The organism is Streptomyces sp. NPDC088706 (assembly GCF_044752765.1).
Lineage (GTDB): Bacteria > Actinomycetota > Actinomycetes > Streptomycetales > Streptomycetaceae > Streptomyces.
The window spans coordinates 124,106-139,231 of record NZ_JBIVLW010000003.1 but is presented as its reverse complement, the minus strand read 5'-3'; the positions used below and the strand labels follow the sequence as shown (position 1 = coordinate 139,231).

The following is a 15,126-nucleotide window of genomic DNA, read 5'->3' as shown; positions in this document are numbered from 1 at the left end:
TCCGGGGTGACCCCCTGGCCCGGTCCCATGGAATCGCCAGCACCAGTTGCGCGGCAGGCACGCCACCAAAGTGTGGAAGGGCTCCGACCTGGACCAGTGGGAGTACGAGGTCACCAGCGGTGGTCGAGTGCGCTACCTGGTCAGCCCGGAGACTTCCACCGTGATCCTCGTGTATGCCTCCCCGCGACATCCCAAAGACACCGAGTGAACCGTGATCGCTTCGGGGGCGGGGCTTGAGCAGGTCCCGCACCCCGAAGCGAACCGGCGGCGTTCTTTTCGCGCCCCCTGTCAGACCGCCAAGCGCTTGAGGCGGGTAACCGCCTCTTCCAACACACCCTTCCGTTTGCAGAACGTGAAGCGGACCTGGCTGCGGCCCGCCTCAGGGTCGTCGTAGAAGACCGAGACCGGTACGGCGGCCACCCCGCAGCGCTCCGGGAGCGCCCGGCAGAAGGCGTACGCGTCCTCCTCGCCGAACGGGGAGATGTCGGTGGTGATGAAGTAGGTCCCCTGCGGCTCGTAGACCCGGAAGCCCGCGCTCCGCAGGCCCTCCGCGAGCAGGTCGCGCTTGCGGCGCATGGAGTCGCGGAACTCCGTGAAGAACGTGTCCGGCAGCTGGAGCGCCTCCGCGATCGCGTACTGGAGCGGGCCCCCGCTCACGAACGTCAGGTACTGCTTCGCCGAGCGCACGGCGGTCACCAGCGGCGCGTCGGCCGTCACCCAGCCGATCTTCCAGCCGGTGTACGAGTACGTCTTGCCGGCCGACGAGATGGAGACCGTGCGCTCGCGCATCCCCGGCAGGGCGGCGATCGGGTGGTGGGAGCCCTCGAACACGAGGTGCTCGTACACCTCGTCGGTGACCACCAGCAGGTCGTGCTCCACCGCGAGGGCCGCGATACCGCTCAGCTCCTCGGGGGTGAGGACCGTGCCGGTCGGGTTGTGCGGCGAGTTGAGGAGCAGGAGGCGGGTGCGCGGGGTGATCCTGGCGCGCAGCTCGTCCAGGTCCGGGCGGAAGGCGGGGGCGCGGAGCGTCAGCGGGACGCGGACGCCGCCCGCCATGGCGATGCACGCGGCGTACGAGTCGTAGTACGGCTCGAACGCGATGACCTCGTCGCCCGGCTCCACCAGGGCGAGCAGGGTGGCGGCGATCGCCTCGGTGGCTCCGGTGGTGACCAGGACCTCGGTGTCGGGAGACCAGTCAAGGCCGTAGAAGCGCTTCTGGTGGTCGGCGACGGCGGTGCGCAGCTCCGGGACGCCGGGGCCCGGCGGGTACTGGTTGCCGTGCCCGGCGCGCAGCGCCCGGACCGCTGCCTCCCGGATCTCCTCGGGGCCGTCGGTGTCGGGGAAGCCCTGGCCGAGGTTGATCGAGCCGGTCCGCGCGGCCAGCGCGGACATCTCGGCGAAGATCGTCGTGCCGAACCCGGCGAGGCGTCGGTTGAGCAGCGGTCGTCCCTGTGTCATGGGCGCCATCCTGTGCCCAAGCTCTGGAGTTGCTCAAGTCTGCTTTGGGTCGCGTGGGCCAGGGGGATCCCCCTGGCACGAAGGAAACCGGGAAGCGACGGGGGAGCCGCGCTTCGGGGGAAGAGAAGGTGGGTGAGGGGCATGGGTGTCTTCATCACGGTGCTGATCGCGGTGGGTGTCCTCGTCGGTCTGGTGGTTTTCCTGGTGCGGGTGAGCAGCGTCGGGAACGGTTCGTCCCGGTCGGGTGCCGGGCGCCGGTCCTCCGCGAGCGGTGCGGCGGCCGGCGGCGGCTGGTGGGTGGGCGGAGGGGGAGACGGCGGCTCGGGCGGCCACTCGTGCGGCGGCGGATCGTCGTGCGGTGGTGGCGGGGGCGGCGGCTGCGGCGGGGGCAGCTGACCGGGACGCACGACCGTCACCGACAGTGACTCGGTCACCGGGCGCCCGGAGGGTGAACTCCCTTCGGGCGCCCTGTCGTTGAGCCACGCAGGGGGAAATGGTTGAACAGTTGAACCGGGCAGCCCCCGGGGGGATGGAAACCACGTCAAGTTGGGTAAAAACGCTGCGAGTGCGGCGTATTTCGTGATTCCCTCTTCGAAGAGAACATTCAGCCCTCGGACCCCAGTTGGACCAGATCGGGCGTTCCCCGCCTCCCACGCGCATGTTCCGGGGACATCCGCTGTCCATGTGTCCATGTGTGTTTGCGGAGCCGACCCATGCTCACCACCCTCCAGACGGCCTACTCCGATACCCGCGCCGCCGACCTGGCCTGGACCCTGGGCCGGGAGCCGCTCCCCGCCCTCGCCGTCCTCGACCTCCAGCTCGGCGGCGCCGAACTCCAGTTGAGGCTCCTCGGCGCCTCCCATCAGGTCCTCCTCCAGGAGGACCGCGGGGTCTGCTCCGAGACCGTTGCCTGTCTGCCGGGCAGCAGCACCCCCCTTCCGCTCGGCGTCGCCGAGCGGATCGGGGACTGGGAGTACGAATTCGCCGCGCGCGTCGAGACCTTGAACCAGGGTCAGTTCGCGGGGCGCGCACAGGAGCTGCTCGCGCTCGTCAGCGACCACCCGCACGGTCTGGCGGGCACCTTCCCCGGCAGCCCGTACGCCTTCACCGCGATGCTCGCCCAGCGCGTCGAGGGCCAGGTGCGGTGGCGCACCTGGCACGCGTACCCGCAGGAAGGGCAGTTGGTGGTCACCCGGACCCGGGTGGGGGTGCGGGTCGCCGCGCCCGCGCTCTGAGGGGGCACGGGGCGCCCCGATCCGCCCGGGGTGCCCCGCACGGCCGCTCCACTTGCACCCGTGTGGGTGACAAGCGGCGACCAGGCAGTGACGTAGCGTTCGCAGCATGATCGACCAGCAGGTGTCGCTGCGAGGGGGCGCGGCGCGGCTTCCCGTGCGGCCGAGGACCGGCCGGTTCCTCGTGCTGGCGGCCGTCTTCGTCTGTGCGGCCTGCGGCCTCGTGTACGAGCTGGAACTGGTCGCGCTCGCCTCCTACTTGATCGGCGACTCGGTCACCCAGGCCTCCGTCGTGCTCTCCGTGATGGTCTTCGCCATGGGCATCGGCTCGCTCCTTGCGAAACGTTTACGCTGCCACGCGGCCGTCGGCTTCGGACTGATCGAGGCGGCCCTAGCGCTGATCGGCGGCTCATCGGCGCTCGTGCTGTACGCGTCGTTCGTCTGGCTCGGTGAGTCGCGGTACGCCCTGGTCGGGTTCTCGCTGGCGATCGGAGTGCTGATCGGTGCGGAGATCCCGCTGCTGATGACGCTGATCCAGCGCGTCGACCGGCAGGACGCGGGCGGGGCGGTGGCCGACCTCTTCGCCGCCGACTACGTGGGCGCGCTCGTCGGCGGGCTGGCCTTTCCCTTCCTGCTGCTGCCGATGCTGGGGCAGCTCACCGGCGCGCTGTGCACGGGCGCGGTCAACGCGGCGGTCGGCGGGGCGCTGGTCCTGTGGGTGTTCCGCCGCGACCTGACCCCCCGCTCCCGCTGCCTCCTCGTCCTGGCCAACCTCTCGGTGATCGCCGTCCTGGCCACGGCCACGCTCCTGGTCGACGACTTCGAGCGGGCGGCGCGGCGCGCGGTCTACGGGGACCAGGTACGGGTCGCGGTGCGGACCGGGGTGCAGGAGGTCGTCCTGACCGGCAGCGACCGCGCCTCCCTCGGCCTCTATCTGGACGGCCGGCTGCGGGTCACCGCCCGCGACGAGCACCGCTACCACGAGGCGCTGGTCCACCCCGCGATGGACGGTCCCCGCGCCCGGGTCCTCATCCTGGGCGGCGGCGACGGGCTCGCCGCCCGTGAGGTCCTCCGCTACCGCGACGTCCGCTCGGTCACCGTCGTCGAGATCGACCCCGCCCTCACCCGACTGGCCCGCACCGACCCCGCTCTCTCCGGGCTCAACGGCCACGCCTACCGCGATCCGCGCCTCACCGCCGTCGGCGCGGACGCGTTCACCTGGCTGCGGGCCGACCGCCACCGCTACGACGTGGTGATCTCGGATCTGCCGGGCCCGGGGATCACGGCCAGTACGAAGCTGTACTCCGCCGAGTTCTACGGGCTGATCGCCGAGGCCCTGGCGCCGCGAGGGAGGCTCGTGGTCCACGCGGGCCCGCCGGCCGCCCGGCCGCGGACCTTCTGGACGGTGGAGGCCTCGGTACGGGCCGGAGGCCTGGCGACCCGCCCGTACCGCGTCCCGGGCCGCCCCTCCGGTTTCACCGCGGGCCCCGACCGGCTCGGCGGCGGGGGCGAGGTCCCGGAGGACTGGGGGTTCCTCCTGGCGGGGGCCCAGCCGCTGGGGGAGCCGGGGCTGGGGACCGGGGCACCCGCGCTGCGCTCGCTGGGGGAGTCGGAGCTGCGCGAGGGGGCCCGGGCGGCGGACCGGCTGCGGCTGCCGGGCCAGGAGCCGTCCACGTTGATCCATCCGAAGTACTGGGAGGACGCGTGAGGGAGGGGGCGCCGGAGAGTGTGCGGCAGGGCTCGGACGGGGGCGCGGGGAGGGGTCGTGCGGCAGGGCTCGGGCGGGGGCGGGGAGGGGGCGTGCGGCAGGGCTTGGGCGGGGGCGGGACGGCGGGTGGGGCGGGGGAGGCGTGAGGTTCGGCGTGGGGAAGCCCTGACGTGCGGGCCGGGGCCGATTAGGCTCGGTTGTCATGGAGCATCAGGTGTTCGTTCCGGTCCCGGTCCCGGCCCTGCGGCGCACGCTGGGCGATCCCGTCCGGGTCGCCCGCTGCGTTCCGGGAATCCAACAGGACGCCGACGCGTCGGCCTCGCCCCTGGCCGGCCGCTGGAAGTTCCGGGCCGGCGGCCACACCATCACCTACCGGGGCGAGCTGAAGCTCTCCGGCCCGGAGCGTGCGGGGGACGGTGAGCGGTTCTCGGTGACCGGGGAGGGCGTGGAGGCCCGGGGGACCGGTGCGGTGCAGCTGGCCCTGACCATCGGCCTCACGGAGACGGACGGCGGGACGACCCTCGCCTACAGCGGTACGGCGAGCGGCGGCGGCCGGCTGGCCGAGCTGGCGGAGGGCGCCGCGCTCGCGGCGGCCCAGCGGTTCCTGGACCGCTTCACCCAGCAGCTGGTGACGGAGACCCTGGCCGCGCAGGAGGAGGACGGTGCGGAGAGCGTCGCCGCCGAAGGCCTGGAGGGGGACGTCGAGGCGCCGACCGAGGACGCGCCGGCCGAGGACGCGGCGGGCGGCGAGCTGGCGGGCGGCGAGCTGGCGGGCGGCGAGCCGAGTGGCGGAAAGGCTTCTGCCGATGCGGGCACCGCCTCCGAGTCCGCCGAGTCCGATGTGCCTGCCGCGTCCGCTGAGCCCGCCGAGCCCGATGTGCCTGCCGCGTCCGCTGAGCCCGCCGAATCCGCCTCCGTCTTCGACTCGCCCGTCCCCCCGCCCGCGCTCGACCCCGTCGCCGGTGTGGAGTTCACCGTGCCGGACGAGCCGCCGGCCGAGGCCGCGCACGCCCGCCGCACCATGATCGGGCGCAGCGCGGAGGAGGTCGATCACGCGCCCCCGCGGGGCCGGTACGCCCCCGTGCCCTCGCCGGACGCGGGCGGTGCGAGCAGCACCCTGCGCTGGGTCGCCCCGGCCGCCGCCCTCGCGCTCGCCTCCGCCGTGGTGCTGGGCCGGGCGCTGCGGCGCCGGAGATAGCGGGCCGATCCGGTCCGGCCGGCGGGACACTTCCGCGAGTCGCCAGTAGGGTCGTCGGGTGAGCAGTAGCGAAGAGAACGTCAGGCTGACCGTCGGCGATGCCGAGTTGACCGTCGATCCCGCCCACGGCTGCCGGATCAGCAGCCTGCGGATCGGCTCCACCGAACTGCTGCGCCAGGGTGAGCGGTACGGCTGCTTCCCCATGGTGCCCTGGTGCGGGCGCACCGGGTACGGCCAGTTCCGCAACGGTGACGCCTCCCACCAACTGCCCGTGAACTCGCCGCCGCACGCGATCCACGGCACCGGCCGGGACACCGTCTGGCAGACCGCCCACGCGGGCAAGGACAAGGCGGCCTTCTACTACGACCTCGCCGAGCCCTGGCCCTACCCGGGCCGGGTGACCCAGACCTTCGAGCTGACCGAGGACGCGCTGTCCCTCGGCCTCGCCGTCGAGACGTACGGCAGCTCCTTCCCGGCCCAGGCGGGCTGGCACCCCTGGTTCCGCCGCAGCCTCGGGAGCCGGGACGTCGAGCTCTCCTTCGACGCCGCCTGGCAGGAGGAGCGGGGTGAGGACCACCTGCCGACCGGCCGCCGCATCGACCCCGTACCCGGCCCGTGGGACGACTGCTTCGGGATGCCCGACGGCGTGGATGTGAAGGTCACCTGGCCGGAGCAGCTGGAGCTGACGGTCAGGAGCCGCAGCGAGTGGGTGGTGATCTACGACGAGCAGGACGAGGCGGTCTGCGTGGAGCCGCAGTCCGGCCCGCCGAACGGGCTGAACACCGCGCCCCGGCTGGTCACCCCGATCGACCCGCTGGAGATCACGGCGACCTGGAGCTGGACGCGGCTCTGAGCGGGTGCGGGGGTAGCGCCCGGACTCCACCGCTTACCCTCGTCACCATGACTGACGTACGCGCTGACCTGCTCCAGCAGATCAAGGACAAGGCCGTGGTGCACGGCAAGGTGACCCTCTCCTCGGGGCTGGAAGCCGACTGGTACATCGACCTGCGCCGGATCACGCTGGACGGCAAGGCCGCGCCGCTGGTCGGCCAGGCCATGCTCGACGCCACCGCCGAGCTGGACTACGACTGCGTCGGTGGGCTGACCCTCGGCGCCGACCCGGTCGCCACCTCGATGCTGCACGCCTCCGCCGCGCGCGGGCAGAGTCTGGACGCGTTCGTCGTCCGCAAGGCGCAGAAGGCGCACGGGATGCAGCGCCGGATCGAGGGCACCGACGTCCAGGGCCGCCGCTGCCTGGTCGTCGAGGACACCTCGACCACCGGCGGCTCGCCGCTGACCGCCGTCGAGGCCGTACGGGAGGCGGGCGGCGAGGTCGTCGCCGTCGCCGTGATCGTCGAGCGCGGTGCCGCTCCGGCCATCGCCGAGGCCGGTCTGCCGTACGTCCAGGTCTATTCGGTGGCCGACCTCGGCCTCGCCTGAGCGACATCGGACGGGGCGGACGGTTTCACGTGAAACAGGGTCCGCCGGGTGGAGCCGTATGAGGAGTCTGGGAAGATGGGGGCGACGATGACGTCGCCCCCAGGTCAGGGACTCAAGCCTGCACACCCGCACATCCAAGGAGCGGTCAGATGCCCATCGCAACCCCCGAGGCTTACGCCGAGATGCTCGACCGGGCAAAGGCGGGCAAGTTCGCCTACCCGGCCATCAACGTCACCTCGACGCAGACCCTGCACGCGGCCCTGCGCGGCTTCGCGGAGGCCGAGAGCGACGGCATCGTCCAGATCTCCACGGGCGGTGCGGAGTTCCTGGGCGGCCAGCACAACAAGGACATGGTGACGGGCGCGGTCGCCCTGGCCGAGTTCGCGCACATCGTCGCCGCCAAGTACGACGTCACCGTCGCGTTGCACACGGACCACTGCCCCAAGGACAAGCTGGACGGCTACGTACGTCCGCTGCTCGACATCTCCGCCGAGCGCGTCGCCAAGGGCCTGAACCCGCTGTTCCAGTCCCACATGTGGGACGGCTCGGCCGAGACCCTCGCCGACAACCTGGCCATCGGCCAGGAGCTGCTGGCCAAGGCCGCCGCCGCCAAGATCATCCTTGAGGTCGAGATCACCCCGACTGGCGGCGAGGAGGACGGTGTCACGCACGAGATCAACGACGAGCTGTACACGACCGTCGACGACGCGCTCCGCACCGCCGAGGCGCTCGGCCTGGGCGAGAAGGGCCGCTACCTGCTGGCCGCCTCCTTCGGCAACGTCCACGGCGTCTACAAGCCGGGCAACGTCGTGCTCCGCCCCGAGCTGCTGAAGGACCTCCAGTCCGGCGTCTCCGAGAAGTACGGCAAGCCGGCCGGCAGCCAGCCGTTCGACTTCGTCTTCCACGGCGGCTCGGGCTCCACCGCCGAGGAGATCGCCACCGCGCTGGAGAACGGCGTCGTGAAGATGAACCTCGACACCGACACCCAGTACGCCTTCACCCGCCCGGTCGCGGACCACATGTTCCGCAACTACGACGGTGTCCTGAAGGTCGACGGCGAGGTCGGCAACAAGAAGACCTACGACCCGCGTACCTGGGGCAAGGCCGCCGAGGCGGGCATGGCCGTGCGCGTCACCGAGGCGTGCGCGAACCTGCGCTCCACCGGTACGAAGCTGAAGTAGGCAGTACACGAGTACGGATGTACGGCGACGGGCCCGGTCCTCCTTCGGGGGGCCGGGCCCGTCGCTGTGCCGAGGGAAGGAGGGCCTCCCGTGGCCGCGCTCTATGACTTCGACACCGTCGTCGACCGCCGGGGCACCTGGTGCGTCCAGTGGGACGGGGTCGCGGACCGGTTCGGGGTCGACGGGCTGCTCCCGTTCACCATCTCCGACATGGACTTCGCCACCGCCCCCGAGGTGCTCGCCGCGCTGCGGGCCCGGCTGGAGCACGGCGTCCTCGGCTACACCACCTGGCAGCAGGACGACTTCCGCTCGGCCATCGCCCACTGGTACGCCACCCGGTACGGCACCGCGATCGACACCGGGCAGCTCGTGTACGGCCCGTCCGTGCTCAACCAGCTCTCCCAGCTCCTCCAGATGTGGACCGGGGAGGGGGACGGCGTCGTCGTCCACACCCCCACGTACGACGGTTTCCGCAAGGCGATCACCGGGCTGGGGCGGGAGCTGCGCGGGGTGCCGGTGGGGGACGAGGAGGCGCTGGAGCGGGAGCTGTCCCGGGCCAACGCGAAGGTCCTGGTGCTCTGCTCGCCGCACAACCCGACCGGGCGGGTCTGGACGGGCGCCGAGCTGACCCGGATGGCGGAGCTGTCGGAGCGGTACGGCGTGGCGGTGGTCAGCGACGAGATCCATGCGGACTTCGTGCACGAGGGGTACGTCCATGTGCCGTGGCTCCGGGTTGCCGGCGAGGGCCGCTGGGCGGTGATCACCTCCGGGTCGAAGGCCTTCAACTTCCCGGCGCTGACCGGTTCGTACGGGCTGATCGGGGATCCGGCGGACCGGGCGGAGTATCTGCGGCGGATGGAGACGGCGGAGGGGCTGGCGTCCCCGGCGGTGCTGTCGCTGACCGCGCACATCGCGGCGTACCGGGAGGGGGCCGCGTGGCTGGACGCGGTGCGGGCGTATGTGGCGGGGAACCTGGCGTACGTCGCGGAGCGGCTCTCCGCCGACCTGCCCGAGCTGGGGTGGGAGCCGCCGCAGGCCGGGTACCTGGCGTGGATCGACCTGCGGGCGGCGGGGGTGGACGACGCGGAGTTGCAGCGGGCGCTGGTGGAGCGGGAGCGGGTGGCGATCATGGGGGGTGCGGTCTATGGGGCGCCGGGGTTCGTGCGGCTGAACGTGGGGTGCCCTCGGGGGAAGGTCGAGGCGGGGGTGGAGGCGTTGATCCGGGCGGTGAAGGCGGTCGAATCCAGCCCCTCCGGCGTTTGAGGAGCGGGGTTACGGGGGCAGCGCCTCCGTGACGCGGGCGCGGAGTGCGCGGAGAGGCACCACGGGGCAAGCTGACCCCATGGCTGCTGCCCCCGCCCCCGGGGAGATCCGGGTCGCCTCGCCCGTCGGGCGCTGGGTCGTGCTGACCACCGTGCTCGGGTCCGGCATGGCGATGCTCGACTCCACCGTCATCAACGTCGCCCTGCCCCGCATCGGCGCGGACCTCGACACCGATCTGGCCGCGCTCCAGTGGACCGTCAACGCGTACATGCTCACGCTCGCCGGGCTGATCCTGCTCGGCGGGGCGCTCGGGGACCGGTACGGGCGGCGGCGGGTGTTCGTCGTGGGGATCGTGTGGTTCGCACTGGCCTCGCTGCTCTGCGGGATCGCGCCGAACGCGGGGGTCCTCATCGCCGCCCGGGCCCTTCAAGGGGTGGGCGGCGCGCTGCTCACCCCGGGGTCCCTGGCACTCATCCAGGCCAGTTTCCACCCGGACGACCGGGCCCGGGCGGTAGGGCTCTGGTCCGGGTTCGGCGGGGTCGGGGCGGCCGTGGGGCCGTTCGTGGGCGGGTGGCTCGTGGACGGGCCCGGATGGCGGTGGGTGTTCCTGCTGAACCTGCCGCTCGCCGCCGTCTGCGTACCCGTCGCCCTCCGCCACGTACCGGAGTCGCGTGATCCGGCGGCGCGCGGCCGGTTCGACGTGCTGGGGGCCGCGCTCGGGGCCCTCGCGCTGGCCGGGGTGACGTACGCGCTGATCGAGGCGCCGGGGCGGGGCGCCTCGCCGCTGGTGATCGGGGCGGCCCTCGGCGGGCTGCTGCTGGGGGTGGCGTTCGTGCTGGTGGAGCAGCGGCGGGCGGATCCGATGCTGGCACCGTCGATCTTCCGCTCCCGGCTGTTCACCTCGGTCAACCTGGTGACGTTCTGCGTCTACGCGGCCCTCGGCGGCTTCTTCTTCCTCTCCGCGATCCAGCTCCAGGTGGTCGCCGGGTACTCGGCGCTGGGGGCCGGTACCGCGCTGCTGCCCACCACCGTCCTGATGCTGCTGTTCTCCGCCTGGTCGGGGGAGCTGGGGCGGCGGATCGGGCCGCGTATCCCGCTGACGGTGGGGCCGCTGCTGGCCGCCGCCGGGATGCTCCTGATGCTGCGGGTGGGGCGGGGCAGCGCGTCCTTCGGCGGGTACGTGAGTGAGGTGCTGCCCGCCGTCACGGTGCTGGGCGCCGGGCTCGTCGTGGTCGTGGCCCCGCTCACCGCGACGGTCCTGGCCGCCGTGGACACCGGGCGGGCCGGACTGGCCAGCGGGATCAACAACGCGGCCGCCCGGGCCGCCGGGCTGATCGCGGTGGCCGCGCTGCCGCTGCTCGCCGGGATGGGCCCGGAGGCGTACCGGGACGCGGGCGAGTTCGCCGCGACCTTCCGGCGGGCGATGCCGATGTGCGCCGGGCTGCTGGTGCTGGGCGCGGTCATCGCCTGGTGGACCGTCCGCGCCCCGGCGGCCCCCGCCGCCCGGGAGCGGGAGGAGGAACGGCCCGCCTGCACCATGCACTGCGGGGTCGTGGCCCCGCCGCTGGAGCCCGAGCGGGCGCGGGAGGGCGAGCGGTGAGGCGGCCCTTCGGGACCGTCGCGCGGCGCCGCCCGCCCGCGCGGCGCCGTTCGTCGCCCGGTCCCGTCGGCGTGGCGCCGCTTGTCGCCCGGTCCCGTCGGCGTGGGGCCGTTCGTCGCCCGGTCCCGTCGGCGTGGGGCCGTTCGTCGCCCGGTCCCGTCGGCGTGGGGCCGTTCGTCGCCCGGTCCCGTCGGCGTGGCGCCGTTCGTCGCCCGGTCCCGTCCGTGTGGCGCCGCTTGCCGCCCGGTCCCGTCCGCGCGGCGCCGCTTCTCGCCCGGTCCCGCCCGTCGTCTGGTCCCACCCGGGCGTACGGTCCCCGCCGCGAACCACCAGATCCCGCCCCGGCGCCCCCGGTGCGGCCCCACCCGCGCCCCGCTCCAGGCACACTTGATCCATGTCCATCCACGAGAACCTCCTCGGGGGCCCCGCCCCGACCCACCTGCCCGACGACCCCGAGCCGCGCGAGCTGCTCGCCGCCGGCACCCCGCCCGCCGAGGTCGCCGCGAAGTACCCCACCTCCTCGCTCGCCTGGGCGCAGCTCGCCGACGAGGCGTACGAGGGCGGCCGGGTCATCGAGTCGTACGCGTACGCCCGTACCGGCTACCACCGCGGGCTCGACGCCCTGCGGCGGGCCGGCTGGAAGGGCCACGGCCCGGTCCCGTTCGAGCACGAGCCGAACCGCGGCTTCCTGCGCGCCCTGCACGCCCTGGCGCGGGCCGCCGGGTCCATCGGGGAGACCCAGGAGCACGAGCGCTGCTCGACGTTCCTGCGCGACTCCTCCCCGACCGCCGCCGACATCCTGAGCTGACCCCGGTCGCGCACTCCTGAGCCGGGCCCGCGGCCCACAGAGCGCGGGTCCGGCTTAGTATGCGAGCAGGGGACCGGAGCTCCATCACCTCACGGAAGGGGCGGACCGCTACCCGGAAGCTCGTGTCGAGGAGACAGCGATGTCGACGAACCACCCCGACCCCGAAGCCACCGGTGCGGACAACCCGCACCTGGACTTCGCGGGAACGACTCCGTACGAGGACTATGTCCAGGCGGATGTCCTGACCCACCTCCAGCACCTCCGCTCCGACGACCCCGGCGAGATGGTCTTCCTGGTCACCACCCAGGTCATGGAGCTGTGGTTCACGGTCATCGTCCATGAGTGGGAGACCGCCACCCGCGCCCTGCGCGAGGACCGCATACCCGTCGCGCGGGACGCCCTGAAGCGTTCGCTGCGCGAGCTGGAGGCGCTCAACGAGTCCTGGCGGCCGCTGGCCGGGCTCACCCCCGCCCAGTTCAACTCCTACCGGGGCTCCCTCGGCGAGGGGTCCGGGTTCCAGTCCGCGATGTACCGGCGGATGGAGTTCCTGCTCGGCGACAAGTCCGCCTCCATGCTGGTGCCGCACCGGGGCGCGCCCCGGGTCCACGCCGAGCTGGAGAAGGCGCTCGGGGAGCCCAGCCTGTACGACGAGACGCTCGCCCTGCTGGCCCGGCGCGGGTACGCCGTCCCGCAGGCCGTCCTCACCCGCGACCTGACCAAGCGGTACGACCCCTCGCCCGAGGTCGAGGCGGTATGGGCCGAGATCTACTCCGCCGACCAGAACGACGAGCTGGTCCGCCTCGGCGAGCTGCTCACCGACGTCGGCGAGCTCGTCTGGCGCTGGCGCAACGACCACCTCGTCGCCACCCGGCGCGCGATGGGCTCCAAGACGGGCACCGGCGGCTCCGCCGGGGTGGCCTGGCTGGAGAAGCGCGCCACGAAGAACGTGTTCCCGGAGCTGTGGACGGCGCGCAGCCATGTCTGAGACGACACGTGACACGCTCCGTGAGCGGGCGTTGAAGCTCGACGCGGTCGATCCGCTCGCCGGCCGGCGGAGGCTCTTCGCCCTCGACGACGGCGTCTACCTCGACGGCAACTCGCTCGGCGCGCTGCCCGCGCACGTCCCCGCCCGGGTGCAGGACGTCCTCACCCGCCAGTGGGGCGAGCTGCGCATCCGGTCCTGGGAGGAGAGCGGCTGGTGGACCGCGCCGGAGCGGATCGGCGACCGGATCGCCCCGCTCGTCGGCGCCGCCGCCGGGCAGATCGTCGTCGGCGACTCGACCAGCGTGAACGTCTTCAAGGCGGTCGTCGCGGCGGCCCGCCTCGCGGGCGGGGGACGCGACGAGATCCTGGTTGACGCCACGACGTTTCCCACGGACGGGTACATCGCCGCCTCCGCCGCCCGGCTGACCGGCCACCGGATCGTGCCGGTCGCGCCCGCCGACGTACCGGCCGCGCTCGGACCCCGTACGGCTGCCGCCCTGCTCAACCAGGTGGACTTCCGCACCGGCCGGCTGCACGACCTGCCCGGCCTGACCGCCGCCGTCCACGCGGCGGGCGCGGTCTCCGTCTGGGACCTCTGCCACAGCGCGGGAGCCCTGCCGGTCGGGCTGGACGAGCACGGGGTGGACCTGGCGGTCGGCTGCACCTACAAGTACCTGAACGGCGGCCCCGGTTCGCCCGCGTACCTGTATGTCGCCGAGCGCCACCAGGCCGCCTTCGACTCCCCGCTGCCGGGGTGGAACTCGCACGCCGACCCGTTCGGCATGACCCCCGACTACGCCCCGGCGGACGGTTCCCTGCGGGGCCGGGTCGGCACGCCCGACATCGTCTCCATGCTCACGCTGGAGGCGGCGCTGGACGTGTGGGACGGGGTCTCCGTGGACGACGTGCGGGCCAAGTCGCTGGCCTTGACGGACTTCTTCCTGGAGTGCGTCGAGGCGTACGCACCGGCGGGCCGGGTCACCTCCGTCACCCCGGCCGCGCACGCCGAACGCGGCAGCCAGGTCGCCCTGCGCTGCGATGCCGCCGAGCCCGTGATGCGCCGGCTCATCGAGCGCGGTGTCGTGGGCGACCTGCGGCGGCCCGACGTGCTGCGGTTCGGATTCACCCCGCTGTACGTGGGGTTCGCCGACGCGGAACGGGCGGCGCGGGTCCTGGCCGAAGTGCTCGACGAGGTGCACGCCGCCTGACGGACCGTCAAGGCGGGTGCGACCGGGCGGGGACGGTGCCGATCACTGGTACCGTCCCCGCAGGTCAAGCCAGTTGGGCACAGGACACAGGCATAGGACGGTTGAGCAGCATGTCGGATTCTGCCGCGCGTGATCGGGATGTCGCCGAGACCGAGTCGGCGCTCGCGCATCCGGTGGTCGCCCCCGACCGGACCGCCGCCTACGGCGACCACCCCGACCAGATCATCGACTTCTACGCCCCGCGCGACGGCCGCACCGCCGCCCCCCTCGTCGTCCTGCTGCACGGCGGCGCCTGGCGGGCCCCCTACGACCGGGCGCACCTCTCGCCGCTCGCCGACTTCCTGGCCCGGCGGGGCTTCGCCGTGGCGAGCGTGGAGTACCGGCGCGGCGACGGGACGGACCAGGTGCGGGAGCCCGGCGCGGAATCCGTCGCGGGGCGCTGGCCGGAGACCTTCGACGACGTGGCCGCCGCGCTCGACGCCGTACCGGCCCTGGCCGCCCGGGAGGTGCCGGGGGCCGACGTGCGCCGGATCGTGGTCGCCGGTCACTCGGCGGGCGGTCACCTCGCGCTCTGGGCGGCGGCGCGGCACGTACTGCCCGAGTCCTCGCCGTGGCGCCTGCCCGCCCCGCCGCCACTGCGCGGGGTCGTCGCGCTGGCTCCGATCGCGGACTTCACCACGGCGGTGGAGCTGGGGGTGTGCGGCGGTGCGGTCAGCCAACTCCTGGGCGGGGAGGAGGGGTTGGCGGACCGTATGGCACAGGCCGACCCCGGGGCCCTGCTGCCCACCGGGATCGCCACCGCGATCGTCCACGGCGAGGAGGACATCGTCGTCCCGCTGGCCGTCTCGGAGGCGTACGTCGAAGCGGCGGCGAAGTCCGGCGAGATGGTGGGGCTGACCCTGCTCGGCGATGTCGGGCACTTCCCGCTGATCGACCCGGCCGCCGGCGCCTGCGCGATCGTGGCGGAGGAGATCACCCAGCTCGCGTGGTGAGGACCCGCTTCCGTAGCCGGGTGATTTGCGGACGGAAGCTGACCTCAAGGGTCC

Annotated in this window: 14 protein-coding genes; 13 read left to right on the top strand and 1 reads right to left on the bottom strand. The window is 73.3% G+C overall.

All coding sequences use genetic code 11. From position 1 onward, the window contains the following. Positions 1 to 288: 288 nt before the first annotated feature. On the bottom strand, positions 289 to 1,458 hold the full coding sequence (locus ACIQAK_RS10115; protein WP_366388860.1) for a pyridoxal phosphate-dependent aminotransferase: 1,170 nt from the start codon (positions 1,456 to 1,458) through the stop codon (positions 289 to 291). Between the two features lie 141 nt (positions 1,459 to 1,599). On the opposite strand from ACIQAK_RS10115, the gene ACIQAK_RS10110 reads away from it, so the two are divergent. The 13 genes from ACIQAK_RS10110 to ACIQAK_RS10050 all read left to right on the top strand — a co-directional run bounded on the left by ACIQAK_RS10110 (position 1,600) and on the right by ACIQAK_RS10050 (position 15,072). After that, entirely contained in the window at positions 1,600 to 1,854 is a 255-nt protein-coding gene (locus ACIQAK_RS10110; protein ID WP_366388861.1) for a hypothetical protein, read from the top strand. 317 nt (positions 1,855 to 2,171) lie between these two features. Further along, complete coding sequence (locus ACIQAK_RS10105) at positions 2,172 to 2,693, top strand: DUF2617 family protein (protein WP_366388862.1); 522 nt, start codon at positions 2,172 to 2,174, stop codon at positions 2,691 to 2,693. Positions 2,694 to 2,799: 106 nt separating this feature from the next. Next, a complete protein-coding gene (locus ACIQAK_RS10100) occupies positions 2,800 to 4,398 on the top strand; it encodes a polyamine aminopropyltransferase (RefSeq protein WP_366388863.1) in 1,599 nt (532 codons plus the stop codon). A 202-nt stretch (positions 4,399 to 4,600) separates the two neighbouring features. Beyond that, positions 4,601 to 5,596, top strand: a complete 996-nt coding sequence (locus ACIQAK_RS10095) for an SRPBCC domain-containing protein (protein WP_366388864.1) — start codon at positions 4,601 to 4,603, stop codon at positions 5,594 to 5,596. Between the two features lie 58 nt (positions 5,597 to 5,654). Beyond that, the gene (locus ACIQAK_RS10090) at positions 5,655 to 6,449 is read left to right on the top strand and encodes an aldose 1-epimerase (protein WP_366388865.1); all 795 of its coding nucleotides are present in this window, start codon (positions 5,655 to 5,657) and stop codon (positions 6,447 to 6,449) included. Between the two features lie 47 nt (positions 6,450 to 6,496). Further along, on the top strand, positions 6,497 to 7,036 hold the full coding sequence (gene pyrE, locus ACIQAK_RS10085; protein ID WP_366388866.1) for an orotate phosphoribosyltransferase: 540 nt from the start codon (positions 6,497 to 6,499) through the stop codon (positions 7,034 to 7,036). 149 nt (positions 7,037 to 7,185) lie between these two features. Continuing rightward, the gene (fbaA, locus tag ACIQAK_RS10080) at positions 7,186 to 8,217 is read left to right on the top strand and encodes a class II fructose-bisphosphate aldolase (protein WP_366388867.1); all 1,032 of its coding nucleotides are present in this window, start codon (positions 7,186 to 7,188) and stop codon (positions 8,215 to 8,217) included. A gap of 90 nt (positions 8,218 to 8,307) precedes the next feature. Further along, the gene (locus tag ACIQAK_RS10075; protein ID WP_366388868.1) at positions 8,308 to 9,480 is read left to right on the top strand and encodes a MalY/PatB family protein; all 1,173 of its coding nucleotides are present in this window, start codon (positions 8,308 to 8,310) and stop codon (positions 9,478 to 9,480) included. A 79-nt stretch (positions 9,481 to 9,559) separates the two neighbouring features. Continuing rightward, positions 9,560 to 11,080, top strand: a complete 1,521-nt coding sequence (locus tag ACIQAK_RS10070) for an MFS transporter (protein ID WP_366388869.1) — start codon at positions 9,560 to 9,562, stop codon at positions 11,078 to 11,080. A gap of 394 nt (positions 11,081 to 11,474) precedes the next feature. Continuing rightward, entirely contained in the window at positions 11,475 to 11,888 is a 414-nt protein-coding gene (locus ACIQAK_RS10065; RefSeq protein ID WP_366388870.1) for a DUF3151 domain-containing protein, read from the top strand. A gap of 139 nt (positions 11,889 to 12,027) precedes the next feature. Beyond that, positions 12,028 to 12,873 (top strand): tryptophan 2,3-dioxygenase family protein, encoded by an 846-nt coding sequence (locus ACIQAK_RS10060; protein WP_366388871.1) that lies wholly within the window; start codon positions 12,028 to 12,030, stop codon positions 12,871 to 12,873. Then, positions 12,866 to 14,080 carry a kynureninase gene (kynU, locus tag ACIQAK_RS10055; RefSeq protein ID WP_366388872.1) on the top strand — a complete coding sequence of 405 codons (1,215 nt, stop codon included), beginning with the start codon at positions 12,866 to 12,868 and terminating at the stop codon, positions 14,078 to 14,080. Before ACIQAK_RS10060 ends, kynU begins: the two co-directional genes overlap by 8 nt. Before the next feature lie 110 nt (positions 14,081 to 14,190). Continuing rightward, positions 14,191 to 15,072, top strand: a complete 882-nt coding sequence (locus tag ACIQAK_RS10050; RefSeq protein ID WP_366388873.1) for an alpha/beta hydrolase — start codon at positions 14,191 to 14,193, stop codon at positions 15,070 to 15,072. Positions 15,073 to 15,126: the final 54 nt, after the last annotated feature.

Bases quoted from the DNA above. Each gene is read 5' to 3' on its own strand.
- kynU (WP_366388872.1), top strand. From the start codon at position 12,866: ATGTCTGAGACGACACGTGACACGCTCCGTGAGCGGGCGTTGAAGCTC.
- ACIQAK_RS10115 (WP_366388860.1), bottom strand. From the start codon at position 1,458: ATGACACAGGGACGACCGCTGCTCAACCGACGCCTCGCCGGGTTCGGC.
- ACIQAK_RS10100 (WP_366388863.1), top strand. From the start codon at position 2,800: ATGATCGACCAGCAGGTGTCGCTGCGAGGGGGCGCGGCGCGGCTTCCC.
- fbaA (WP_366388867.1), top strand. From the start codon at position 7,186: ATGCCCATCGCAACCCCCGAGGCTTACGCCGAGATGCTCGACCGGGCA.
- pyrE (WP_366388866.1), top strand. From the start codon at position 6,497: ATGACTGACGTACGCGCTGACCTGCTCCAGCAGATCAAGGACAAGGCC.
- ACIQAK_RS10105 (WP_366388862.1), top strand. From the start codon at position 2,172: ATGCTCACCACCCTCCAGACGGCCTACTCCGATACCCGCGCCGCCGAC.
- ACIQAK_RS10050 (WP_366388873.1), top strand. From the start codon at position 14,191: ATGTCGGATTCTGCCGCGCGTGATCGGGATGTCGCCGAGACCGAGTCG.
- ACIQAK_RS10095 (WP_366388864.1), top strand. From the start codon at position 4,601: ATGGAGCATCAGGTGTTCGTTCCGGTCCCGGTCCCGGCCCTGCGGCGC.
- ACIQAK_RS10070 (WP_366388869.1), top strand. From the start codon at position 9,560: ATGGCTGCTGCCCCCGCCCCCGGGGAGATCCGGGTCGCCTCGCCCGTC.
- ACIQAK_RS10065 (WP_366388870.1), top strand. From the start codon at position 11,475: ATGTCCATCCACGAGAACCTCCTCGGGGGCCCCGCCCCGACCCACCTG.
- ACIQAK_RS10110 (WP_366388861.1), top strand. From the start codon at position 1,600: ATGGGTGTCTTCATCACGGTGCTGATCGCGGTGGGTGTCCTCGTCGGT.
- ACIQAK_RS10060 (WP_366388871.1), top strand. From the start codon at position 12,028: ATGTCGACGAACCACCCCGACCCCGAAGCCACCGGTGCGGACAACCCG.